Source organism: Paracoccus saliphilus (assembly GCF_028553805.1).
GTDB lineage: Bacteria > Pseudomonadota > Alphaproteobacteria > Rhodobacterales > Rhodobacteraceae > Paracoccus > Paracoccus saliphilus.
Window position 1 is genome coordinate 2,052,317 of the sequence record NZ_CP067140.1, and the last position, 22,999, is coordinate 2,075,315.

The window sequence follows — 22,999 nt, forward strand, 5'->3', positions numbered from 1 at the left end:
ATGCGCTACTGCCCCGGCGTCACCCGGACCAGTGCACCATTCGACTGATCGGTCAGCAGCATGACCGCCCCATCCGCCGCGATATCGACATCGCGGACCCGGCCGATCCCCTGCAGGTGTCGCGCCTCTCCGGTGACCCGGCCTCCGTCCAGTTCCAGCCGCACCAGGGCTGCGGCCTGCATCCCGCCGATCAGCAAATCGCCCTGCCAATCGGGAAACATCGCGCCGTCATAGAAGCTCATCCCGCCCGGCGCGATCACCGGGTCCCAGTAATAGACCGGCTGCTCCGTCCCCTCCAGCCGCGTGATTCCGTCACCGACCGGCTGACCGCTATATTCGACGCCATAGGTCACGCGCGGCCAGCCGTAATTGCGCCCCGCCTGCGGGCGGTTCAATTCGTCCCCGCCCCGTGGCCCATGTTCGATGGTCCAGAGCGCACCATCCGGTCCCATCGTCGCCCCTTGCATGTTGCGATGCCCCCATGACCAGATCTCGGGCAAGGCACCCTCCACGCCCGGCTGGCCCATCGGAGCCCCGCTCTGCGGATCGATCCGGACCACCTTGCCAAGCGTCGTCGCCACATTCTGCGAATGCACGCGCGCATCGTTGACCGACCGCTCTCCGGTCGTCACAAAAAGCCCGCCCTGCCCGTCGAAGACCAGCCGCGAGCCGTAATGCTTGGTCGAAGCCCAGGCCGGTTCCTGCTGCCAGATCACCCTGGTCCCTTCGAGGCTGGAACCATCGGCCGACAGGACCCCGGTGGCAACGGCAGACGCGGTCTTGCCGCCCTCGCGGGGCTGCGCAAAGCTTAGCCAGACCTGCCGTGTCTCGGCAAAATCATCGGCGATGGCGACATCGAGAAGCCCGCCCTGATCGCGGCTATCGACCCTCGGCAGCCCGGCGACCGGATCGGACAGCGCACCATCGCCGCCGATCAGTCGCAGGCGCCCGGGCCGTTCGGTCACCAGCCAGCTTCCGTCAGGCAGTTGCGCCATGCCCCAGGGATGCTCCAACCCTTCCGCGACGACCTGCTGCTGCAACGCCATGTCAGGCAGGACCGGCGCGCGGGTCTGGTTCTCGAAAGCCGGTGTCTGTCCCTGCGCATTCGGGGACACGTCGTTGAAATCCTGCGCGGCAACCGCCCCGGCAAAAACCCCGGTCGTGGCAAGGATTGTCAGTCGAATGGCAGAATGCGGATAGTCATGTGGCATGGTGGGCCCCTCTTGGCTGGCATCGGGATCAAGTCTCATCCAAAGGCGGAATGGCTAATCCTCACCCCGCGCTTCTCCACGAGGGTAGCCTATCCCCGGTCATGATCAAGTTTCGCCTCAGTCACTTTGAGGGGATATGGTTACCCGCGGGTGCGCGGCGATTCAGGTGGCCGATGTCGGACACTGGCGCCTGCGGCGAAGGCCGGGGGGCTGCCTGCCCCCCGGCACTCCCCCCGGGGATATTTGCATAAAGAAGAAGGGCATCATCGCTGGAAGGGCTTTGCCCGTGGCGCAGGAACCTTCTCCATCTATGCGCGTTGATGTTACGGATCATTATAATCTGGAGGCTATCACATGCGTATCACCCGCCGCACCGGCCTGACCCTCGCCGCTGCCGCCATTGGCAGCAGCGCCCTGCCGCGCCTTGCCGCCACGCAAGAGGTGGCGAAAACCTTCCGCTATCCCGTCGATGGCGGCGAGGTGGTCATTCACCCTGTCGATCACGCCTCGATGGTTGTCGAGACACCGGATGGCGTCATCCATGTCGATCCCGTGGGCGGTGGCGCGAAATATGCCGGTCTTCCCCAACCGGACCTGATCCTGATCACCCATGAGCATGGCGATCATTTCGACCTGCCGACGCTCGAAGCCCTGCCGGCCGTGCGCCTGATCACCAACCCGGCGGTGCACGAGATGCTGCCTGAAACCATGCAAGAGCGCGCCAGTACGATGGCCAATGGCGACATGGTCGAGGTGCTGAATCTCGGGATCGAGGCAATTCCAGCCCATAACATCACCGAAGACCGGATGCAGTATCACCCGGAGGGACGCGACAATGGCTATGTCCTGACCATCGGCGGCAAACGCTTCTATATCGCCGGCGATACCGAGCCTGTGCCCGAGATGCTTGCCCTCACCGATATCGAGGTCGCCTTCTTGCCGATGAATCTGCCCTACACGATGACGGTGGAACAGGCAGCCGAGGCGGTCACGGCCTTCAAGCCCGTGGTCGTGTTCCCCTATCACCACCGCGGCAGCGATATCGAGGAATTCGCCCGGCTGGTCGAGGCAGGTGGTTCGGGCAGCCTCGTCATCCAGGCGAACTGGTATCCGGATGGGGAGAGCTGAAGCTTCGCCCTTAAAGGGAGCATGGCACCTTTAAGGGCGCGCTACGCCCGCAGCCTGTGTACGCCCTGTGTACAGGCTGTGTACGTCCGGTGCACGGGCTGTGCAGCCGAAAACCCTTTATTTTCTGGCCTATTTCGCCATGCCGTTGCCCGGTGGACGAATGCAACGCACGGTGGTGTTGCATCGCCACTGTTGCACCCCTCCGGTGCGGTCTCAGAATGGCGCGGGGGCGCTGAAGCTTTGTTGTATCCCGCTCTCAGGATGCCTAATGCGCAGGCTCTCGGCATGCAGCATCAGCCTTGGGAAGTCCCCGGCCTCTCCCGTCGCATAAAGCGGATCGCCCAGGATCGGATGCCCGGTCTCGGCCATATGCACGCGGAGCTGATGGCTCCGCCCGGTCAGCGGAAACAGCCTGACCCGCGTCTCGTCGTCACTCGCACGCACCACCCGCCAGTCGGTCTGCGCGGCACGCCCCTCGGCATGATCGACCTTCTGCAGGGGCCGGTTCGGCCAGTCCACGATCAGCGGCAGATCGACCCGTCCCGTCTTCGGCTCCAGCCGCCCCAGGACACGGGCAACATAGGTTTTTTTCACCTTCCGCTCTTCGAATTGCTTCGATAATACGCGCTGCGCATGCGGCGTCAGCCCGAAGATCATCACGCCCGAAGTATCCAGGTCCAGGCGATGCACCAGCAGCACGGTCGGAAAAGCCCCACGCAGCCGCTCGATCAGGCAATCGGCCTTTTCCGGCCCGCGCCCCGGCACCGACAGCAAGCCCGCCGGCTTGTTGACCACCAATATCTCGTGATCGGCATGGATCAGTTCGGGCGAATCAGAAGGGGGTGCGTAAGTGAAATTCATTTCGCGACAAGGCGCATTGCGAGCCCCGCATACATCACCGCGGCGATCCTGTTGACCAATCCAAGACGCCGCCCGATGACCTGTCCGGCCAGACCTCCGACGACACCGTAACCCATCGTGACGATCGTGCCGGTTACCGTAAAGATCAGCCCCAGCCCCAGTATCTGCTGCCAGATCGGTCCCCATGCCGGGTTGGTGAATTGCGGCAGGAACGCCAGCAGGAACAGCACAGGCTTGGGGTTCAGCGCATTCGACAGAAAGCCGCGCCGGATAATGTTCCACACCCTCACGCTGCCACGGGCCGAAGGATCGACAGGCCCGGCAGTCCAGCTTTTATAGGCCAGCCACAGCAGATAGGCCGCGCCCGCATATTTGATCGCCAGCAACGCCTCGGGATGGGCCGCGACAACGGCACCCAGCCCCACGGTCGCCATGGTCAGATGCATCGATACGCCCAGGCCCACACCCAACCCGGCCAGCATACCCGCCTTCGGCCCGCCCTGAATTCCACAGGCACTGGCAAAAAACACGTCCTGACCGGGCGCGAAATTCAGCACCAGCCCGCCCAGGATAAAGGTCATGAGCTGAGCCGCCGGGATATTGGCCAATGTCTCCCAGATCATTCCCGCGCCTCTTGCGGCAAACCATCGGCGATCTCGTAGCTGTCGCCCTTGTCGGCCACGAAGATATGCCCGGCCAAGCGCAATCCCGTAGGCTCATCCACGGCCCCCGGCCCGACGGCGACTCTCTCTGATCCGATCTGCCGCCAGAACAGGCTGCTGCCGCATTCCGGGCAAAAACCGCGCTCGGCCTCGTCAGAGGAACGATACCATTTCACCGGCCCCTCTATCGCCAGGTCAAGCGCATCCGCCCCCGCCCAGAAATGCCCGGACCAGCGGCGGCACTGGCCGCAATGGCAGGCCTTGAACTCGGCCTGCTCCCACCGCCCCCGGAACGTCACCGCACCGCACAGACAATGCCCGGTAAACTCAGATTCCATCGAACACCTCCTCCAATATCGCTGCCATCCGCGTTGCGTCCTCGGCATCGAAAGCATCGGGGCGATCGCTGTCGATGTCCAGAACCCCGATCAACCGCCCCCCCTTGCCAAAGACTGGCAAGACGATCTCGGACCGGGTCGAGCTGGCGCAGGCGATGTGGCCGGGAAAGGCATCCACATCGGCGACGATCTGCACCTCGCCCGTCCGCGCCGCCGCACCGCAAACCCCGCGCGAGAACGGAATGACCAGGCAGCCATGCCCGCCCTGATAGGGCCCGATCTTCAGCAATTCTGGCGCAACCACCCGGTAAAAGCCGGTCCAGTCGAACCGCTCGTCCGAATGGTGAATTTCGCAGGCCAAGGTGGCCATCAGCGCGACCTCGTCGGTCTCGCCATCGGTCAGGGCGCGGATTCGCGCACGCAATGCATCGTAATCGTTCATGCCCCCTCTTACGACAGCCAGCCCGCGACGAGAAGCCCGGGCCCCTTCTTCTTCATGCAAATATCCCGGGGGTGAGGCCGCTTGCGGGCGAGGGGGCAGCGCCCCCTTTGCCATGGACCTCTTCCCCTGCTTGCGTCAATCTGCAGGCCATGAACCGCCTGTCCCTGACCACGCGCATCCTTTTGGTGATCTTTGCCGTCCAGGCAATGCTCTTCGCGGCATTGGCGGCGGCCAGCCTGAACAGCCTTCGCGGAGAGATCGCGCTGGAAACCCGGCTTGGCGCGCAAACCGCCCGCTCGCTGGTACTGGCCACCATCGGCACGATGCAAAGCGCCGTGCCACCCGACGAGCTGATGACCGCGCTGCCCGAACGGCTGGTGCCGCCACGTCATACCAGGATCATGATCCTCGATCCGCGGCAAGGCGTCATCCGCGAATCCGAAACCGATCCCGAACCGGCCAGCGTCGCCCCTGGCTGGTTCGCGGCCATGGTCGCACCCGAACCGCAAGAAACCCGGGTTCCGGTTACCGCCGGAGGGCGGTTGCGCGGCTTCGTCCATATCGCCACCGATCCCGCAGCCGGAATCGCCAGTGCATGGCGGAACATCCGCACAACCCTCGGCCTAGCGGCAATTGCAGCGGCGGCGCAGGCATTGCTGATCCTGATCGCGACCCGGCACGCGCTGCGCCCGGTAGACAGCATCGCGGCGCGACTGGAGGATCTGACCCATGACGACCTGACGGCGCGGGTCGGTAGCCTGTCACAGCCCGACCTCGCGCCACTGGCGACGGGGGTAGACCGGCTGGCCTCGGCGCTTGAACAAGCGCAGGCCGATCGCAGGCGGTTGCAGCGCCGGGTGGTCAATCGCGGCGACGAAGAGCGCAAGGCCATCGCCCGCGATCTTCACGACGAAATGGGGCCCTGTCTCTTCGGCCTGCGGGTCGAGGCGGATGCGTTACGCGAGGCTGCCCCGAATCCCGCAATCGCCGAACATGCCGATGCAATCTCCGCCATCGCCGAAGAGATCGCGCGCGTGAACCGTTCGCTTCTGGAGGATCTGCGCCCCGCCGCCGTGGGGCAATTGCCGTTGCCATCGGTCCTGTCCGATTACGTCGACGATCTGGGACGGCGCTTTCCGGATATCCGGGTCAATCTCGATATCGCGGCGGGACTGCCCGAACCGGACGAGGCAACCGCGCTGACCCTGTTCCGCGTCCTGCAGGAAGGCACGACCAATGCGCTGCGCCACGCCGATGCGCAATCCGTGACGATCCGCCTCTGGACCGATCCGGCGCATTGGCGCATGATCCTGTCCGATGATGGCAAGGGTTTCGGTCGCGACAGCCGCGAGGGCACCGGGCTCACCGGCATGCGCGAGCGGATCACCCTGTTGGGCGGCATGTTGGCCTTGTCATCGACAGAAAGCGGAACCACGATCGAGGCACGCTTGCCACGGACACAGACCGGATGAGGCCAAAGGAATGAAAAGCGCGCTGGTCATAGACGACCACCCCATCACCCATCTGGGCGCCAGCCGATTGCTGCGCGAGATGGGTTATGATCCGGTTGGACAGGCGATGTCGGGCGAGGACGCATTGACCCAGCTGGCGAATGGTCCGGCTCCGGGCCTGATCGTGCTGGATATCAGCTTGCCCGGAACCAGCGGGCTGGACCTGGTGGAACCACTGCGTGAGGCCGCACCCGGAGCGCAAATCCTGATCTTCTCGATGAACGATCAGACCGGCTTTGCGGCAAGAGCCTTACAGGCCGGAGCGCAGGGTTTCCTGTCGAAAAACGCGCCTCCCGCCGATTTCCGCGAGGCGGTGCGCAGCCTGGAAGCCGGTGAATTCTACCTGTCGGCCAAGCAGGCAGTGGCGCTGGCAACCCTGCGTGCCGGGGCCTCTGCCGATCCGCTTGGCTCATTGTCGGACCGCGAAAGGCAGGTGCTCACGCTGATCGGGCGCGGCCTCAGCCTGCAGGCCATCGCGGACGAGCTGGACGTCAGCTACAAGACCGCCGCGAATACCTCGTCTTCGCTGAAGAAGAAGCTGGGCGTGGACGGCATCAACGGGTTGATGAAATTCGCCCTGGAAAGCGGGGTGTGATGCTGGGTTGGTTCCAATTGCCGGAAGGCGCGCCGCCGGGCGCGGCCGACCGGCGGCTGCAAGCGCTGGTCAGGGAGCTGTCCGGCGAGGGATTGCGATTGGCGGGCGCGGTGCAGGTCAATCGCGACCGGGGGCCGGATTGCGCCTGCGACATGGATATCCAGGTGATCGGCGAGGAGGATCGCCCGATCCGCATTTCGCAATCGCTCGGCTCGGGCTCTGCCGGCTGCCGGTTGGATCCGGGCGCGCTGGAAACAGCGGCGGCCCGGGTGGAGGCAAGGCTCGCGGGGGCCGAATTGCTGATCCTGCCCAAATTTGGCAAGCAGGAGGCCGTCGGGCGTGGCTTTTGCAGCGTGATCGGGCAGGCAATCCTGGATGGTGTGCCGGTGCTGCTGCATGTCTCGCGCGAACAGCGTCCGGCATTCGCGGAGTTCAGCGGCGATCTTGCCGAGGGGGTCGATCCCGATGCCCTCGCCAGTTGGTGCCGGAGACAATTGGCAGGCGCAAGGTGACAGATTCGAACGCGCGAATTGCTGGATGGCGCGCCTGCTCCCGTCATGGCATGAAGCCTGTCCGCCCCCTCGGCCGCGAGCGGCCTTACCCCAGAAGGTATTTTGGATAAAGAAGAAGCCCATGCGGATGTTGAATAATCGCAAGCGTTTTTCCGATCTGAGCGAACGCGAGGTGCTGGCGCTGGCCATCGCCTCGGAAGAGGATGACGCGCGGATCTATCGCAACTGGGCCGAATTCCTGCGCGCCGATTACCCGGCGACGGCGGCAGTATTCGACGGGGTCGGAGACGAAGAGGACGAACATCGGCGGCAATTGATCGAGGCCTACAGGTCGCGTTTCGGCGAGGCGATCCCGGTGATCCGGCGCGAGCATGTGGCCGGCTACTACAGCCGCCGGCCAGCATGGATGATGCAGAACCTGTCGCTGGACGCGATCCGCGCCGAGGCCGCGACGATGGAGCATGACGCGGCGGAGTTCTATACCCGGGCGGCCCAGGCCAGCAGCGACGCCGCAACGCGCAAATTACTGGGCGATCTGGCCGCCGCCGAACGCGGACACGAGGAACGCGCCGGAGAGTTGAGCGACGAGCATCTGACGCCCGAGGCGCGGGAAGAGGAAGACGCGATTTCGCATCGCAATTTCGTGCTGACCTGGGTTCAGCCGGGCCTTGCCGGACTGATGGATGGCAGCGTTTCGACACTGGCGCCGATCTTCGCCACCGCCTTTGCCACGCAGGATACGGGAACCACCTTCCTGGTCGGGCTGGCCGCCAGCCTCGGCGCCGGAATCAGCATGGGCTTTACCGAGGCGGCCTCGGACGATGGTATCGTGTCGGGGCGCGGGTCGCCTTTCAAGCGCGGGTTTTCCTCGGGGGTGATGACGGCGATTGGTGGGCTCGGCCACGCATTACCCTATCTGATCCCGCATTTCTGGACGGCCACGATCATCGCCTGCATCGTCGTCTTCATCGAATTATGGGCAATCGCCTGGATTCAGAACCGCTGGATGCAGACGCCTTTCTGGAGGGCTGCCCTGCAAGTGGTCGTTGGCGGCGGGCTGGTCTTTGCCACCGGGGTGCTGATCGGTTCCGGATAAAGCGTGTTGCGCCGGACCGGATTCGAGCGCCGCTTCTTCTTCATGCAAATATCCCGGGGTTGCAGGATGGTTCGCCACTGGTTCGAGAGACCTGCCGGCGACGGGCAGAGCCCCGGCCATCGCGGGACGCAAATGCCCGGCGTTACCGTTTCAGCGCGACACGCTCTGGACCGAGTGCGAGACCGAGTGCGAGCACCGCCAGCTGACCGACCCGGCAATGGGTGGACCGGGCCGCTGGCCGGTCTCACCCGATTATATTGCTTCGGCTTGGTTATGCATCCCCGGTATGGAAAGCCGCGATCACCGCAAGACAATCGCCGCTCTGGACCAGCCCCGGGAAATGCCGGGCGGCGATCACGCCGTCGCGGTTAGCGAGCAGGTCGACGGGCTCAATGCCGGTGCGGTCTGGCGGCCAGATCCGAGCGATCGGCTGGCCCGCCTTTACCTGATCGCCCAGATCGGCCAGCGGATGCAGCAACCCGTCCCGGCTGGCGAAATGGAAACAATCGCCGCCTGGCATGTCCAGCATCTGCGCGCCTTCCGCGGGTTCGACCTCTCCCGCCAGGATGCCCGAATGCCGCAGGACGTTCTTCGCCCCCCGGATGGCGATCTCGGCAGAGCGGGCGCTGGCCGTGCCGCCGCCGCCCAGCTCGGTCGTCACGAAAACCTTGCCCTGGCTTTCGACGGCGGTGTCGAACATGCCGACGCTGTCGATTTCCAGCATCATCATGCTGTAGGGCGCGCCGAATGCCTTGACCGCTTCCACGCAGGCCGCCTGCTGCCGCTTGTCGTCAAGATAGTGCGCCGCCGCATAGGGCAGGAAGTCCAGCGTCTTGCCGCCCGAGTGGTAATCGAGCACGACATCGGCCATCGGCACCAGAACATCATTGAAATAATTGGCGATCTTCTGGCTGACGGTGCCGTCGGGCCGCCCCGGAAAAGCGCGGTTCAGGTTCACCTGATCGATCGGGCTGACCCGTGCACCCGCCCGGAAAGCCGGATAATTCATGTAGGGTACGATGATGATCCGGCCAGTCACATCGGCCGGATCGATCTCCCATGCCAGTTGCTGCAGCGCAATCGGGCCCTCGTATTCATCGCCGTGATTGCCGCCAGTCAAAAGCGCCACCGGCCCCTCGCCATTGGCAATCACCGTGATCGGGATCATCACGCTGCCCCATGCGCTATCATTGCGCGAATAGGGCAAGCGCAGGAAACCATGCTGCTTGCCCTGCCCGTCCAACGGGATCGTCGGCTGAATCGGATTCGCGCTCATGACTTCACCAGCATCCGGCGGGGAATGTTACACAGCAGTTCCGGCTCGCGCTCGGTGATGACGATGGATTCGGTCGTCTCGTAACCCCAATCCTCCATCCACAAACCGGTCATGAAATGGAAGGTCATGCCGGGCTTCAGCTCGGTCCGGTCGCCACGGCGCAGCGACATGGTGCGCTCGCCCCAATCGGGCGGATAGGACAGCCCGATGGGATAGCCGGTGCGGTTGTCCTTCTCGATGCCGTATCGATCCAGGACGGTAAAGAAGGCCGCTGCGATATCCTCGCAGGCATTGCCCGCGCGGGCAGCGTGAAGCCCGGCTTCCATTCCTTCAAGAATCGCTTTCTCGGCATCGAGGATCTCTTGCGGAGGCTTGCCCAGGAAAATCGTCCGTGAGAGCGGTACATGGTAGCGCTGATAACAACCGGCAATCTCGAAGAAAGTGCCCTCGTTATCCTTCATCGGCTGATCGTCCCAGGTCAGATGCGGCGCGGCGGCATCCGGCCCCGAGGGCAGAAGCGGCACGATGGCAGGATAATCGCCGCCATGGCTGGACCATTCGTCATAACGCAGGCCCGCATCATAGATCTCGGCCACCAGGTCGCATTTGCGCATGCCCACCTCGACCTTGTCGGCGATGCGGCGATGCATCCGCTCGACGATACGGGCGGCCTTGCGCATATAGGCCAATTCCTTCGGCGTCTTGACGGCGCGCTGCCAGTTCACGAGGCCGGTGGCATCGAGGATCTGGGCTTCGGGCAGGCCATAGACCAGCCGCTCATGCGCCTTGGCGGAATACCAGTAATTGTCCATCTCGACGCCGATGAAACCACGGTGCCAGTTACGATCCGCAAGCTGCGCCCAGAGGTAGTCCATCGGGTGACGCTCGACCGACTGCACGTAGAAATCGGGATAGCCGATGATGTGCTCCTCGCCCATCCAGACGGTCCGCAATGCACCATTGGCGTCCTGCCCGCGGCCGAACCAGATCGGCGGACCATCGGGGCCGACGATCACGCATTGATGGACATAGAAGGACCAGCCATCATAGCCGGTCAGCCAGGCCATGTTGGACGGGTCGGAAACGATCAGCAGATCGAGGCCCAGCTTGGCCATGCTGGAGCGTGTCTTTTTCAGGCGCTCTTCGTATTCCTCGGTCGAGAAGCGCTCGGGGGTCCTTTGCAATTCAGGCATTTACTGGTCTTTCGAAAACGCGGCAAGCGCGTGGGTAGCAATCGCGGTGTCCTGTACACCGGTTCCGGTCAAATCGGCGATGGTGATCTGCTCGGGGCCCGTGCGGCCCGGATGACGGCCAGTGATGATATTTCCGAGTTCAGGAATGTCATCCGCATCGGTCAACACGCCGGTTTCCAGCGCCGCCCGCAGCTCTCCCATCAGCCGGGTCTGGCTAACCCGGTCCGCGACATAAAGATCGGCGCGGTCTAGGCAATGCGGGTCCAACTCGTTCTTGCCGGCCTGGTCGCTGCCCATCGCGGTGACATGCTGGCCGGGGCACAGCCAATCGGCTTGCAGGATCGGCTTGCTGGCAGGGGTGGTGGTGACGATGACATCGGCGAATGCGGCTGCTTCCGCCGGATCGGCCGAGGCCTTGCAGCTGATGCCCGCGGCGGTCATTTCCTCGGCCATGGCCTGCGCCTTGGCGTTGTCACGCGCCCAGATCACCGCCTCTTCTATGGGCCGCACCAGCGCGAGCGACCGCAACTGCATCCGCGCTTGCAAGCCCGCACCAAAGATCGCCGCCCTGCGCGCATCTTCGCGCGCCAGATTCCGGGCCGCCACACCGCCCGCGGCAGCCGTGCGCAGATCGGTCAGGTAACCGTTATCCAGCAGCACCGCACTGACCCGGCCGGTCTCCGAGGACAGCAGCACCATCAATCCGGATGTCGATGGCAGCCCCTTGGACGGGTTGTCGAAAAATCCCGGAGACAGCTTGACCGCAAAACCCGGCAGTCCCGGCACATAGGCAGTTTTCACGTCCAGCTCGCCATTCACATCCGGCATATGCATGGACAGCACCGGCGGCATGACGACGCCACCATCGGCCAAGGTGGCGAACGCGTTCTCGACCACCTCAATCGCGGCCAGATCCAGATCAACGCATTCGCGCAATTGGTCTTCTGACAAGATCAGAATATCGCTCATGAAACACCTTCAACAATTTCGGCATGCCGGGCCGGGTCAATATTCCCGCCCGACAGGATCAGCACCAAGGGACCATCCCCGGCGTGCAACTTACCCGCAAGCACCGCCCCCGCGCCGACGGCGGCTGCCCCTTCGACGGTCTCGCCATCCTCGACGGCGAGGTGGAGGATGCCCGCGGCGATTTCCTCTTCGGTCAGCAGGATCAATTCATCCATCAGATCGCGAACCATCGGGAAAGTAAGCTGGTTCTGCAGACCGATCCCGCCACCAAGACTGTCGGCGAGGGTTTCGACCTCCTCGACCTCGACCGGGTGCCCGGCTTCAAGGCTGGCCGCCATTGCGGCGCCTTTCTCCATGCTGATCCCGACGATGCGGATCCCGGGATTCAGCGATTTCGCGGCCAGAGCAACCCCGGCCAGCAATCCGCCGCCGGACAGCGGCACGGCCAGCGTGGCCGCGTCGGGAATCTGCCGCAGGATTTCCATGCCCAACGTCCCCTGCCCCGCGATCACATCGGGATGATCAAAGGGCGGGATCAGCGCAAATCCCTCGTCATGCTTCAGGCGATGCGCCTCCTCGAAAGCCTCGTCCTGGCTGGCACCGATCACCCGCGCCTCGGCCCCAAGGCTTTCGATCGCCGCAAGCTTGTTCTGTGGCACGAGGCGCGAGACGCAGATCACCGCCCGCATCTTCAGCTGCTTCGCCGCATGGGCCAGTGCGCGTCCGTGATTCCCGGTCGAGGCCGTGGTCACGCCCGCCACATCCCCCAACCGCGCCACGGCATTCGAGGCGCCGCGCAGCTTGAACGCCCCGGTTTCCTGCTTGTGCTCGCATTTCAGCCAGACCGGTCCGCCCGCCTGCCTCGACAGACTGGCGGACGGTTTGATCGGCGTTTCCCGGACCATGTCGCGGATCCGTTCTGCCGCCGCAGCGACATCATCCATTGTTACCATGTACGAACCTTGAAAAGTTGCCCCAGCCCCGTGGCCGGGATCTTGGCAATATCGAGCATCGACCAGAACAGCACCTGGTTGGAGCTGAGAACTGGCTTGCCCAGTTCCGCCTCGATCTCCTCGATGACGGAAACGGCGGGAAGCGATGTGCAGGACATGAACAACGCTTCGGCATCGGAATGATCCGAATCCAGTGCAAAACGAATGACCTCTTCAGGCGGCAACAAGGCCATGTCGCGGTCATCGGCGTAACCCATCGCATGGCGGGATACGACATCCATCCCATGCGCCGCGAAATAATCCCCCACCAGATCCGACGCTTCTTGCATGTAAGGCGTCATCAGCGCGACCCGTTCGACCCCAAGCGCGGCAAAACTCCGCAACGCCGCCCCTGCCGGAGTCGTCACCGGCGCCCGATCCCCGATCGCCTCCTGCACCTTGGGGCCCAACACCGCCGAGGCCGAGGTGCAAGCGAACCCGATGCCCTTCAACTCGACACCGGGCACCAGGATATCGGCCGCCGCCCGCAGGCGGGGGCCGGTCTTGCGCAGATTTTCGGCGGTGGTGGGATTGTCGAACTCAATCCGCGTCACATGCAGGCGGCAGCCCTCGGGCAGCAACCTTATGGCATCACCTTCGATCGTGAGATCGGTGGCAAGGGCTATCAGCCCGAACCGGGACAGCTTGTCGCGCCACATATGGGATGCTGCCCTCCCTTACACGACCAGGACGGGGCAATCGGCGATGCCCGTGACCTTGTGGCTGACCGAGCCAAGCAGATAGCCCTCGGTCGCGCCAAGGCCGCGAGAGCCGATCACGATCAGATCGCACCCCTTGTCATGGGCCATGGCGACGATGGTCCGGGCGGGTTGCCCGGCCTTGATGAAGGCGCTCACATGCTCCACCCCGGCATCCTTCGCATGGCTCTTGGCAAAATCGGCAGCCTCTCGCGCGGCGCTTCGCATCGTCTCGTCCAGGTTGCTTCCCGGCTCGGAACTGCCGCGCACCATCGAAAGCGATGCCTCCAGCATCGAATGATGGCGATAGACCGTCACGATGATCAGATGCGCATTGCACAGCTTGGCCAACTCAGTCGCCTTGACCAGCGCCCTTTCAGCCCCGGTCGAGCCATCATAGGGAACCAGTATCCGTTCAAACATCGCGGCCTCCTCAATATCCAAAGGCCAGATCGCGCAGGAACAGCGCTATCTGCGGGAAAAAGATCAGCAACACCGCGACCGACAGCAGCATGAAGATGAAGGGCGGCGTGCCGCGCACCACCTCGACATAGGGCCGCTTGAAGACCGCGATAGCGGTGAAGATGTCGCAACCGAATGGCGGCGTCGCACTGCCGATGGCGACCTGCAGGGTGATGATCGTCCCGACCAGAACCGGGTCCAGTCCGACCGCCTGCACCACCGGCGCAAAGATCGGCACGAAGATCAGGATCACCACGATCGGATCGACGAACATGCAACCGACGAAAAAGGCGATAGAGATGGTGAAAAGCACACCATACTGCCCCATCTCGTCAATGCCGATGGCGCCAAGGATCTGCTGCGGGATCTGGGCGAAGCTGATGACATAAGAGAAGGCCGCGCCCGCACCGACAAGGATGAACACAACGGCAGTGATCAGCCCGGTCGATTTCGCCGTGGCATAAAGCGTCCTCAGATCCATTTCCCGGAATACGATCATTTCGAGGATCAGCGCGTAAAGCACACAGGCCGCAGCCGCCTCTGTCGGCGAGAAGATACCGCCATAGATACCGCCGATGACGATGGCGGGGAAGCCGAGAGGCCACAAGGCACGCTTGATCGCCTGTCCGCGTTCGGCCCAGGTCGATTTAGGCTCGGTCGGAACATTGTTCCTGACAGCGTAGATATAGGAGTAGATCGAGAACAGCAGCAGGATCAGCAGTCCCGGCCCGATCCCCGCGATGAACAACTCCGCGATCGAGGTGCCGGACACGACGCCATAGATGATCATGCCGATGGATGGCGGGATCAGGAAGGCGATATCCGAGGAGTTCACGATCAGCGCGAGGATGAAACTGTCATTGTACCCCGCCTTCTGCATTCGCGGACGCAGCGGGCCGCCAACGGCAACCACCGTGGCCTGGGTCGAGCCCGAGACCGCCCCGAACATCGTGCAGGCACCGGCCGTGGCGACCGCAAGCCCGCCTTTCAGATGGCCGACAAAGGCCATCACCAGATCGATCAACCGACCCGCGGATTGTCCGCGCGTCATGATATCGGCGGCGAAGATGAACATCGGCACAGCGATCAGGCTGGCCGGTCGGATACCGGCCATGATCTGCTGCACCATGGTATCGAGCTGTGAAAAGCCTCCGAAAATGCCGACGAAACCGATCAGTGACCCGGCAATCAGCGGGATCATCATCGGGAACCCCAGCAACAAGAGGACGATCATCGTGCCGAATATAGCCCAGACCATGGCTCAGATCTCCTCTTCGCGGCTATCGTCATAGCCTTCCAATGTGCTGGTCGACAGCCAGATATCCTTGTCGATGACATTCTTGATCGCGGTCAGCGTGTATTGCAGCCCGGTCAGGAAGAAGCCCATCGGCGCCCAGACAATGATCCACCATTGCGGAATGTTCAGCGCCGGCATTAATCGTCCACGGGAGGCCTGCGAAAGCACGTAATCAAGGGAATACCAAGTCAGCAGGAACATTGCCGCGGCTGTGATCACGGCAATCAATACCATCATCGCCCTGCGAAGCGGAAATGGCAGCGCATCGAAAAAGGCCGACATGCGAATATGCCGTCCATGCCGCGCCGCATAGGAAATACCCGCGAAGGTGATCAGGATGATAAGTGCCTGATTGACCTCTTCCGAGAAATACAGCGTATGGCCAACCACCCGGCCAACCACATTGGCCATGGTGTTGATGGCCATCAGCAGAACGCCTGCGGCCAGCAGGATCGCCTCGATCCGGGCGATTCCGACATCGATCACGCCCAGAAAGCCGGGCAACCCCGATACATATTTGGAATCATCGATATCGTCGTCATCGATGGACGCGGCCTTGGCCGCTGCGACAACATCGGGATCAGGCTCGGGGGCGTGCTTGTCGTCAAGCGTCATGGCCGCTGCCTCTTATGTCGAAAAAATCACTGGTAAACTGGCCGGAATCCCGGCCAGTTCGCAAATCATGAGCTCGGCCGAAACTCAGTTGCCGGTTTCTTCACCCTCGGCAGCCTCTTCGGCTTCATCCGCGGTCTCCATCGCGGCTTCATCCGCAGCGGCTTCGCCTTCGGCGGTCGAGCCGTCTTCCGTAGCAGCCTCGCCTTCGGCCGCTTCGCCACCACCTTCGGAAACTGCCGCAAGGTCGGCTTTCATCTGGTCGAGGATCTCCTGCGCCTGATCTCCGCCGACTTCGAGGAACTCCTGCTCAACCGCCTCGGCAGTTGCCTTGAACGGTTCGCGCTGTTCCTCGGTCAGTTCGGTGATGGTCATGTCAGGCTTGGCTTCCATGATCTTCGCCAGCGACTCTTCGGTCAGCCCGGTCTGGTATTCGACGATGTAGTCGAAAGCCGCGTCGATGGCGTTCTGGATGACCTCCTTGTCCTCGTCGGGCAGGCCGTCATAGAACTCCTTGTTGGCCATCACCGCCGTGGTGAAGTTATTATGGCCGGCGCGGGTGATGTGATCCGTCACCTCGTACATCTTCGTGGATTCGATGAAGAAGGCCGGGTTTTCCTGACCCTGGATGATACCCGTCTGCAACGCGCCATAGACCTCGCCCCATGGCAGCGGTGTCGGCGTCGCGCCGAATGCCTGGTAGCTGGAAACCAGAAGCGGATTGGTCATGACCCGGAACTTCACTTCGTTCAGATCCTCGGGCGTCTCGACAGCCTCGGTCGTGGTCATCATGACCTCGCCCTCGGGGAACATGGTCAGCAGTTCCAGCCCCTGATCGGCGTAAAGCGGCGGGAAGAGTTCCTTGATGGTCTTGGAGGTACGGAAGAACTCTACCAACTGATCCTGATCGGCGGGCAGCAGGTAGGGCACGAAGAACACCTGCGCTTCGGGGATCAGCGCGCCGGTGAAACCGGGCGACTGGTCGACGAATTGCAGGATGCCTGATTGCGCCTGTTCCATGGTGTCAGCGGATTCCCCCAATGTGCCAAAGGGGAAAAGCTGGATCTCGTGGTCGGAATTGGCCTCAACCTCTTCCTTGAATTTCTGGGCGAACTTGCCCTGGACCTCTTCCAGCGCCTCTTCGAACGCATAGCGCCAAGTCTCGGCCATCGCGCCGCTCGCGCCAAGGAGAAGAGCCGCGATGCTGGCAGCGGTAATGGATTTATAGGTCATTTTACCTCCTGTGTGTGGGGCCTTGTGACGCAGGGCGTCCTCGGCCTTCCGGGATGCAGGATTCGGGTCGTTCTGCCCGATCTGGCTGAGCCCGAGAGTTCTGCGCAACAAGTTTTCAAGTCAATTCATATATTAAATCATGACAATTTGCCGGGGGAGTGTCAAACCTCTCCCGATCCCGTATTCGAGAAAAACCGGTTTGAGTCAGGCAGAAGCGCCGAAATCACGTTCAGGGCATGCTCGAGATCCCGGCTGTTCGCACCTCCCAGACAGATACGCAGGGCCGGAGCATAATCCGTCACGGCGAATCCCGATCCCGGTGCCAACGCGACGTCTTGAGCCAATGCCGCGCGAATCAAGCCGTGCTCATCTGTACTGGGAGGCAGCGGCAGCCAGCGATGCAGGCCGTGCGGAAACCCCATGCTGCGCCCCCCCAAAAGCCGCTGCGCGAGGCGATTTCGGGATGCGAGCTCGACCCGTTGAGCGGCCAGCAATTCATCCGCCACCCCGGTTTCGATCCAGTCAGCCGCGATCTCGGCGATCATCGGGGTCGCCATCCATGACAGTGACAGGTGCCGGTTCAGCACGCGTTCTGCCAAATATTCCGGCATGGCAAGAAAGCCGAGACGCAGACCCGGCGACAGGCATTTCGACAATCCGGTGAAATAGAGACTGCGTTCGGGGGCAAAGCTGGATACGGGTGGCGGGCGGCGCGGGGCGATCGGTCCCAGCACATCGCTTTCGATGATGACCAACCCTTGCTCGACCGCAGTGGCGGCCAGTTCCTCGCGCCGCTCGCGATCGATCATCCGTGCAAAGGGCCCTGCCCCGGACGGCAGAAGAAACACCGCTCTCAGCTTGCCCCCCGACGCCCGTGCCGCGGCGGCAAGCGCATCGGGGCGCATACCACGCTCGTCTCCCGCGATCCCGCGCATACGCAGATAAAGATGGCGAAGTGCGGGCTTGAGAGTATGGCAGGTAGAGCTTTCCGTGGCGATTTCATCGCCGGGCTGCGCGACGCTCATCAGCGCGACCATCTGTGCCGGAGTGCACCCATTGGTAATCAGAATCCGCTGTGCCGGAACCACCATTCCACAGCGCGCCAACCACCCGGCCGCCATGCCGCCATAGAGCGACATGGTCTGATGCGGACGAAATGAATGGATGACCGAATCGGGCAAACGGTCCGCGATGCGTTGCATCGAGACCCGCCATGCCTCGGCGATCCGCGGCAGGCGTACCGGCGTCATCATGGATAAATCTACCGGGGGGCGATCCGTCGCGGCACGGAACCATGGCACCTCGATCGTCTCTCGCGGTCCGGATTTGACGAAACTCCCCCGTCCTACCTCACCCGAGATCAGGTCGGCGCGGATCAATTCCTCGTAGGCGCGGCTGACTGTCTGCACCGAAAGCCCCAGTCTCCACGCAAGATCGCGATGCGGCGGCAGCCGGTCACCGGGACACAGGCTGCCGGAATCGATAGCCGCGGCGATCCCCTGGGCCAGGCTGCGATAGGCGGGACGGCTGATATCCTCGCGGGTGAGTGGCCAATGCGACATTGGCCCAGATTCCCCAAGCCGGGGTCACTTGTCCAGATTGACATTCCCCGGCACCGGGGAAACAAGCGGATCATGACCCCGCTTCGCCTCGACGATCGTGACATTGCCATTCTTGCGACGCTCTCCCGCGAGGGGCGCATCGCCAAGACGGATCTGGCCAGCCGTGTGAACCTGTCGCCGACCCCATGCTGGGAGCGGATGAAGCGGCTCGAGAAGGCTGGGCTGATCCAAGGCTACCGCGCCGAGATCGACCTGTCAGGCCTTGGGCCGCATGTGCAGGTCTTCGTCACCATCGAGCTGGACAACCATCGTGCCGAAAGTTTTCAGATATTCGAACGCACCGTCGCGCGGATTGACGAAATAACCGGATGCTGGGCCATCGGGGGCGGATATGACTACCTGATGCAGGTGGTAACCGGCGATGTGGGTGCGTTCCAGACATTGATGGACGGGCTGCTGGAAAGCCGGGCCGGGGTGCGGCGCTATTATAGCTATATCGTCACGAAGCCGGTCAAGGATGTGCCGCCGGCGATGGGATTGCTGTTTCGGCCCTGATCCACAGCCGTTAATTTGGGATACAATATTCAATTTACAGGCGATAATAAGCCTAATATAGAATGAATTTCAGCCTCATCCCCGAGGCCAGTAGTTTAGTAGGGAGACAGGAATGTATTGTCATATTCTCAAGGGCGTTGCCGTATTGGGCGCGATCACATTGACGGCCTGTGGCGGCGGCTCTTCTTCGGGAGGAGGCTCGGCACCGGGCGGCGGGAGCGGAACCAAGGCGCCATCCTATAATAGTCTGCTCGGTCAGATCGAGGATTTCAATGATCGCTACGAATTGGATGATCCCACCGCATATGACAATGTCACCACATCGGCAGAGATGCCGGTCAGCGGCAAAGCCACCTATTCGGGTGCAGGTGGGTATCGCCCGGCATCGACGCCGAAAGGTGCGCCTCCTCCCATTGTCGGCAAGGCAACGATGAACGCTAGTTTCGGCAAGGGAACCGTTTCAGGTCGTGTAACCAATCTGAAGGCATCTCCCGGAAATCGAACTTCTGGCGGAACCATCAAGATGGAAGGGGTCATTCGCGATATTGCGGTTGACGCCGCGGTCAATGGCAATCTCGACCTCAACGGCAAAACCCATAAATTCAGCAACAGAGGAGTCGGCGTATTCTATGGCCGCGATGCAGAGGGGCTCACCGTCGTTTCCGCCGGCAAGAACTGGGACGGCGAAGATTACGTGGTTACAATTTCCGGCACAGAATAGGCTCGCCAACCGCGATCGCTGCGTCCGCAACAGATTTTCCGGCAGCCTCGCCGCATCCCCTCTGCGGTGAGGCTGCGTTGTGATCCGGGGATCAGAGAAAAAAACACCGTCCTCCGATGAGGAAAACAGAGAATTCCTCTGCCCGCCCCTTACCGATTGGTGAAATCGCCTGCCCGCCTCCCCCCATATTCTGGTCAAGCAAGGAGGTGCGCAATGCTCGACGATCTGTCTTCTCGATTGACCGACCGGATATCGGATTCCGGTCTGTTGCCCGGTGGCGGAGATTTCGTCGCCGATGGCCGGTTGGCCGTCCGCGATCCGGCAACGGGTGAACTCGTAGCTCAGGTGGCGATCAGCGATGCAACCGGCGCCCGCGCCGCCGTCGATGCCGCACAGGCCGCCTTCCCCGGCTGGTCCGCGATGCTGCCCCAGAACCGCGCCGACATCCTGCACCGTTGGCATGGGCTGATCATGGAGGCGAAAGAGGATCTTTCCCGCATCATGGTCGCCGAACAGGGCAAGCCGATCAGCGAGGCGCGGGGCGAGATCGACTATGCCGCCAGCTTCGTGCAGTTCTATGCCGAGGAGGCGCTGCGCCCGAATATCGAGGGCGTCACCAGCCATCTGCCCGATGCCGAGATGGAGCTGTGGCGCGAACCCGTGGGTGTGGCCGCACTGATCACGCCGTGGAATTTCCCCTGCGCGATGATCACCCGCAAGGCCGCCGCCGCGCTTGGCGCGGGCTGCACGGTGGTCATTCACCCGTCGGCGGAAACGCCGCTCTCGGCGCTCGCTTTGGCGGAACTGGCGCGGCGCGCCGGTTTCCCCGATGGCGTCATCAACACGATCATCGGCGATGCCGCCAGCATCGTCGGCGAATGGACGGCGGATGCCCGTGTCCGCGCCCTGTCCTTTACCGGCTCGACCGAGATCGGGCGGCTGCTCTATCGCCAATCCGCCGACACGGTGAAACGGCTCGTGTTGGAACTTGGCGGTCATGCCCCCTTCATCGTCTTCAAGGGCGCCGATCTGGACCGCGCCGTGGCCGAGGGCATCAAGGCGAAATTCGCCACATCCGGGCAGGATTGCCTTGGCGCGAACCGCTTCTATATCGAGCGGCCGATCTATGACGAGTTCTGCAAGCGCTTTGCCGCAGCCGTCGAAAAGCTGTCGATCGGCAGGGGCATGCAGGATCCCGATATCGGACCGCTGATCCACGACCGCGCCGTGGACAAGCAGATCGCCCATGTCGAGGACGCGGTTTCCAAGGGTGCCCGCCTGCTGACCGGCGGCGAGGTGGCTGCGGATCTGGGCCCATTGTTCTTCCGCCCCACCGTCTTGGCCGATGTGACAGACGAGGCCGCGATCATTTCCGAGGAAACCTTCGGTCCGGTCGCCGCCCTGTCTCCCTTCGAGGACGAGGACGAGGTGATCGCGCGCGCCAACGCCACCGAATACGGGTTGGTCGCTTATGTCCACAGCCACGATCCGCGCCGGATTTACCGCATGACGCGGGCGCTGCAATTCGGCATGGTCGCCGTGAACCGCACCAAGGTGACGGGCGCACCGATACCCTTCGGGGGAATGAAACAATCCGGGATTGGCCGCGAAGGCGCCCGGCAAGGCCTCGAGGCCTTTACCGAGATCAAGTATATCTGCCGTGACTGGGGATGAAAGGAGCCAAAACATGCTGACAAACGATAAACTGGCCGAATGGGACCGCGAGAGCTTTTTCCATCCCTCGACCCATCTGGGGCAATTCGCCCGTGGCGAGGCCGCGCAGCGGATCGTGACCGGGGGGGAAGGCGTCTTCATCCAGGATCGCGACGGCAACAAGCTGCTGGACGGCTTTGCTGGGCTCTACTGCGTGAACGTGGGCTATGGCCGCAAGGAGATCGCCGAGGCCATCGCAGATCAGGCGCGAGAGCTCTCCTATTACCACGCCTATGCAGGTCATGGATCCGAGGCGTCGATCACGCTGGCCAAGATGGTGATGGACCGCGCGCCCAAGGGCATGGCCCGGGTCTATTTCGGGCTTGGCGGCTCGGATGCGAACGAGACCAACATCAAGCTGGTCTGGTATTACAACAATATTCTTGGCCGTCCCGAGAAGAAGAAGATCATCTCGCGCTGGCGGGGCTATCACGGGTCCGGGCTGATGACCGGCTCGCTGACCGGGCTGGAACTGTTCCACAAGAAATTCGATCTGCCGCTGGCACAGGTGATCCATACCGAGGCGCCCTATTACTATCGCCGCCCGGACCTGAATATGTCCGAGGCCGATTTCACCGCCCATTGCGTGCAGTCGCTCGAAGATTTGATCGCTCGCGAGGGTGCTGACACCATCGCCGCCTTCATCGGCGAGCCGGTTCTGGGCACCGGCGGCATCGTTCCGCCCCCGGCCGGTTACTGGGAGGCGATCCAGAAGGTGCTGGACCGTCACGACATCCTGCTGATCTCGGACGAGGTGGTGACGGGCTTTGGCCGCCTTGGCACCATGTTCGGCTCGGATCACTACGGGATGAAGCCGGATCTGATCACCTCGGCCAAGGGGCTGACCTCGGCCTATGCGCCGCTATCGGCCAGCATCGTCGGGCAGCGGATGTGGGATGTGCTGGTGCAAGGCACCGACGAGAACGGCGTGATCGGTCATGGCTGGACCTATTCCGCCCATCCCATCGGCGCGGCTGCGGGCATCGCCAATCTGAAGCTGATCGACGAGCTGGGCCTGGTGAAGAACGCGGGCGAAACCGGCAATCACTTCTGGCAGACCATGCGCGAAGCCGTGGGCGATCATCCCAATGTCGGCGAGGTGCGCGGCGAAGGTATGCTCTGCGCGGTCGAACTGGTCGCGGAAAAGGACAAGCGGCAGTTCTTCGACGCTTCCGAAGGTAAAGGCGCAAAAGTCGTGGCGGCGATGCTGAAACGTGGCGTCATCGCCCGAGCCATGCCGCAGGGCGACATCCTGGGCTTTGCTCCACCGCTTTGCCTGACCCGCGCCGAGGCCGACCAGATCGTGTCCGCCACCAAGGACTCGATTGCCGAAGTCCTGGGTTAAGCGTGGCGAGGGGGC

General features: G+C 62.8%; 24 protein-coding genes. 9 read left to right on the forward strand and 15 right to left on the reverse strand.

Features of this window, described 5'->3' with window-relative positions:
- Positions 1–5: 5 nt before the first annotated feature.
- Positions 6–1,211, reverse strand: coding sequence for a PQQ-dependent sugar dehydrogenase (locus JHX88_RS09795; RefSeq protein WP_076524550.1), 1,206 nt, complete (start codon positions 1,209–1,211; stop codon positions 6–8).
- 354 nt (positions 1,212–1,565) lie between these two features.
- Between JHX88_RS09795 and JHX88_RS09800 the strand changes: the two genes are divergently transcribed.
- Entirely contained in the window at positions 1,566–2,339 is a 774-nt protein-coding gene (locus JHX88_RS09800) for an MBL fold metallo-hydrolase (protein ID WP_076524277.1), read from the forward strand.
- A gap of 213 nt (positions 2,340–2,552) precedes the next feature.
- Here the strand turns inward: JHX88_RS09800 and JHX88_RS09805 are convergent, their stop codons facing one another.
- The 4 genes from JHX88_RS09805 to JHX88_RS09820 are packed head-to-tail and all read right to left on the reverse strand — an operon-like array spanning position 2,553 to position 4,642.
- Positions 2,553–3,200, reverse strand: a complete 648-nt coding sequence (locus JHX88_RS09805; protein WP_076524275.1) for a pseudouridine synthase — start codon at positions 3,198–3,200, stop codon at positions 2,553–2,555.
- Positions 3,197–3,823 (reverse strand): LysE family translocator, encoded by a 627-nt coding sequence (locus JHX88_RS09810; RefSeq protein ID WP_076524273.1) that lies wholly within the window; start codon positions 3,821–3,823, stop codon positions 3,197–3,199. The genes JHX88_RS09805 and JHX88_RS09810 overlap by 4 nt, the downstream gene beginning before the upstream one ends.
- Positions 3,820–4,200 (reverse strand): GFA family protein, encoded by a 381-nt coding sequence (locus JHX88_RS09815; protein WP_076524271.1) that lies wholly within the window; start codon positions 4,198–4,200, stop codon positions 3,820–3,822. Before JHX88_RS09815 ends, JHX88_RS09810 begins: the two co-directional genes overlap by 4 nt.
- A complete protein-coding gene (locus JHX88_RS09820) occupies positions 4,190–4,642 on the reverse strand; it encodes a GAF domain-containing protein (RefSeq protein WP_076524269.1) in 453 nt (150 codons plus the stop codon). Before JHX88_RS09820 ends, JHX88_RS09815 begins: the two co-directional genes overlap by 11 nt.
- A gap of 149 nt (positions 4,643–4,791) precedes the next feature.
- Here JHX88_RS09820 and JHX88_RS09825 point away from each other — a divergent pair, with 149 nt between their 5' ends.
- The 4 genes from JHX88_RS09825 to mbfA all read left to right on the forward strand — a co-directional run bounded on the left by JHX88_RS09825 (position 4,792) and on the right by mbfA (position 8,356).
- Positions 4,792–6,114 (forward strand): histidine kinase, encoded by a 1,323-nt coding sequence (locus tag JHX88_RS09825; protein ID WP_076524267.1) that lies wholly within the window; start codon positions 4,792–4,794, stop codon positions 6,112–6,114.
- A 10-nt stretch (positions 6,115–6,124) separates the two neighbouring features.
- The gene (locus tag JHX88_RS09830) at positions 6,125–6,748 is read left to right on the forward strand and encodes a response regulator (RefSeq protein ID WP_076524265.1); all 624 of its coding nucleotides are present in this window, start codon (positions 6,125–6,127) and stop codon (positions 6,746–6,748) included.
- Positions 6,748–7,260: a DUF2478 domain-containing protein gene (locus tag JHX88_RS09835; RefSeq protein ID WP_076524263.1), complete on the forward strand. Its 513-nt coding sequence runs from the start codon at positions 6,748–6,750 to the stop codon at positions 7,258–7,260. Before JHX88_RS09830 ends, JHX88_RS09835 begins: the two co-directional genes overlap by 1 nt.
- 121 nt (positions 7,261–7,381) lie before the next feature.
- Positions 7,382–8,356 carry an iron exporter MbfA gene (mbfA, locus tag JHX88_RS09840; protein ID WP_076524261.1) on the forward strand — a complete coding sequence of 325 codons (975 nt, stop codon included), beginning with the start codon at positions 7,382–7,384 and terminating at the stop codon, positions 8,354–8,356.
- A 271-nt stretch (positions 8,357–8,627) separates the two neighbouring features.
- Here the strand turns inward: mbfA and doeB are convergent, their stop codons facing one another.
- The 10 genes from doeB to ehuR all read right to left on the reverse strand — a co-directional run bounded on the left by doeB (position 8,628) and on the right by ehuR (position 18,650).
- Complete coding sequence (doeB, locus tag JHX88_RS09845; RefSeq protein ID WP_076524259.1) at positions 8,628–9,632, reverse strand: N(2)-acetyl-L-2,4-diaminobutanoate deacetylase DoeB; 1,005 nt, start codon at positions 9,630–9,632, stop codon at positions 8,628–8,630.
- Positions 9,629–10,825: an ectoine hydrolase DoeA gene (doeA, locus tag JHX88_RS09850; RefSeq protein ID WP_076524257.1), complete on the reverse strand. Its 1,197-nt coding sequence runs from the start codon at positions 10,823–10,825 to the stop codon at positions 9,629–9,631. The genes doeB and doeA overlap by 4 nt, the downstream gene beginning before the upstream one ends.
- Entirely contained in the window at positions 10,826–11,794 is a 969-nt protein-coding gene (locus JHX88_RS09855; RefSeq protein WP_076524255.1) for a cyclodeaminase, read from the reverse strand.
- Positions 11,791–12,747, reverse strand: a complete 957-nt coding sequence (gene eutB / locus JHX88_RS09860) for a hydroxyectoine utilization dehydratase EutB (RefSeq protein WP_076524253.1) — start codon at positions 12,745–12,747, stop codon at positions 11,791–11,793. Before eutB ends, JHX88_RS09855 begins: the two co-directional genes overlap by 4 nt.
- Positions 12,741–13,445 carry a maleate cis-trans isomerase family protein gene (locus tag JHX88_RS09865; protein WP_076524251.1) on the reverse strand — a complete coding sequence of 235 codons (705 nt, stop codon included), beginning with the start codon at positions 13,443–13,445 and terminating at the stop codon, positions 12,741–12,743. The genes eutB and JHX88_RS09865 overlap by 7 nt, the downstream gene beginning before the upstream one ends.
- A gap of 18 nt (positions 13,446–13,463) precedes the next feature.
- Positions 13,464–13,907: a universal stress protein gene (locus JHX88_RS09870; RefSeq protein ID WP_076524249.1), complete on the reverse strand. Its 444-nt coding sequence runs from the start codon at positions 13,905–13,907 to the stop codon at positions 13,464–13,466.
- 10 nt (positions 13,908–13,917) lie between these two features.
- Entirely contained in the window at positions 13,918–15,204 is a 1,287-nt protein-coding gene (locus JHX88_RS09875; RefSeq protein ID WP_076524247.1) for a TRAP transporter large permease, read from the reverse strand.
- 3 nt (positions 15,205–15,207) lie between these two features.
- Positions 15,208–15,858 (reverse strand): TRAP transporter small permease, encoded by a 651-nt coding sequence (locus JHX88_RS09880; RefSeq protein WP_084202957.1) that lies wholly within the window; start codon positions 15,856–15,858, stop codon positions 15,208–15,210.
- An 84-nt stretch (positions 15,859–15,942) separates the two neighbouring features.
- Complete coding sequence (locus JHX88_RS09885; protein WP_084202955.1) at positions 15,943–17,088, reverse strand: TRAP transporter substrate-binding protein; 1,146 nt, start codon at positions 17,086–17,088, stop codon at positions 15,943–15,945.
- Positions 17,089–17,249: 161 nt separating this feature from the next.
- Positions 17,250–18,650, reverse strand: a complete 1,401-nt coding sequence (ehuR, locus tag JHX88_RS09890) for a MocR-like ectoine utilization transcription factor EhuR (protein WP_076524245.1) — start codon at positions 18,648–18,650, stop codon at positions 17,250–17,252.
- A gap of 72 nt (positions 18,651–18,722) precedes the next feature.
- Here ehuR and JHX88_RS09895 point away from each other — a divergent pair, with 72 nt between their 5' ends.
- The 4 genes from JHX88_RS09895 to JHX88_RS09910 all read left to right on the forward strand — a co-directional run bounded on the left by JHX88_RS09895 (position 18,723) and on the right by JHX88_RS09910 (position 22,984).
- Positions 18,723–19,205: an Lrp/AsnC family transcriptional regulator gene (locus JHX88_RS09895; RefSeq protein ID WP_076524243.1), complete on the forward strand. Its 483-nt coding sequence runs from the start codon at positions 18,723–18,725 to the stop codon at positions 19,203–19,205.
- Positions 19,206–19,317: 112 nt separating this feature from the next.
- Entirely contained in the window at positions 19,318–19,926 is a 609-nt protein-coding gene (locus tag JHX88_RS09900) for a HupA family protein (protein WP_076524241.1), read from the forward strand.
- 213 nt (positions 19,927–20,139) lie between these two features.
- Positions 20,140–21,600, forward strand: coding sequence for an NAD-dependent succinate-semialdehyde dehydrogenase (locus tag JHX88_RS09905; protein WP_084202953.1), 1,461 nt, complete (start codon positions 20,140–20,142; stop codon positions 21,598–21,600).
- Between the two features lie 13 nt (positions 21,601–21,613).
- Complete coding sequence (locus tag JHX88_RS09910; RefSeq protein ID WP_076524239.1) at positions 21,614–22,984, forward strand: aspartate aminotransferase family protein; 1,371 nt, start codon at positions 21,614–21,616, stop codon at positions 22,982–22,984.
- Positions 22,985–22,999 lie beyond the last annotated feature (15 nt).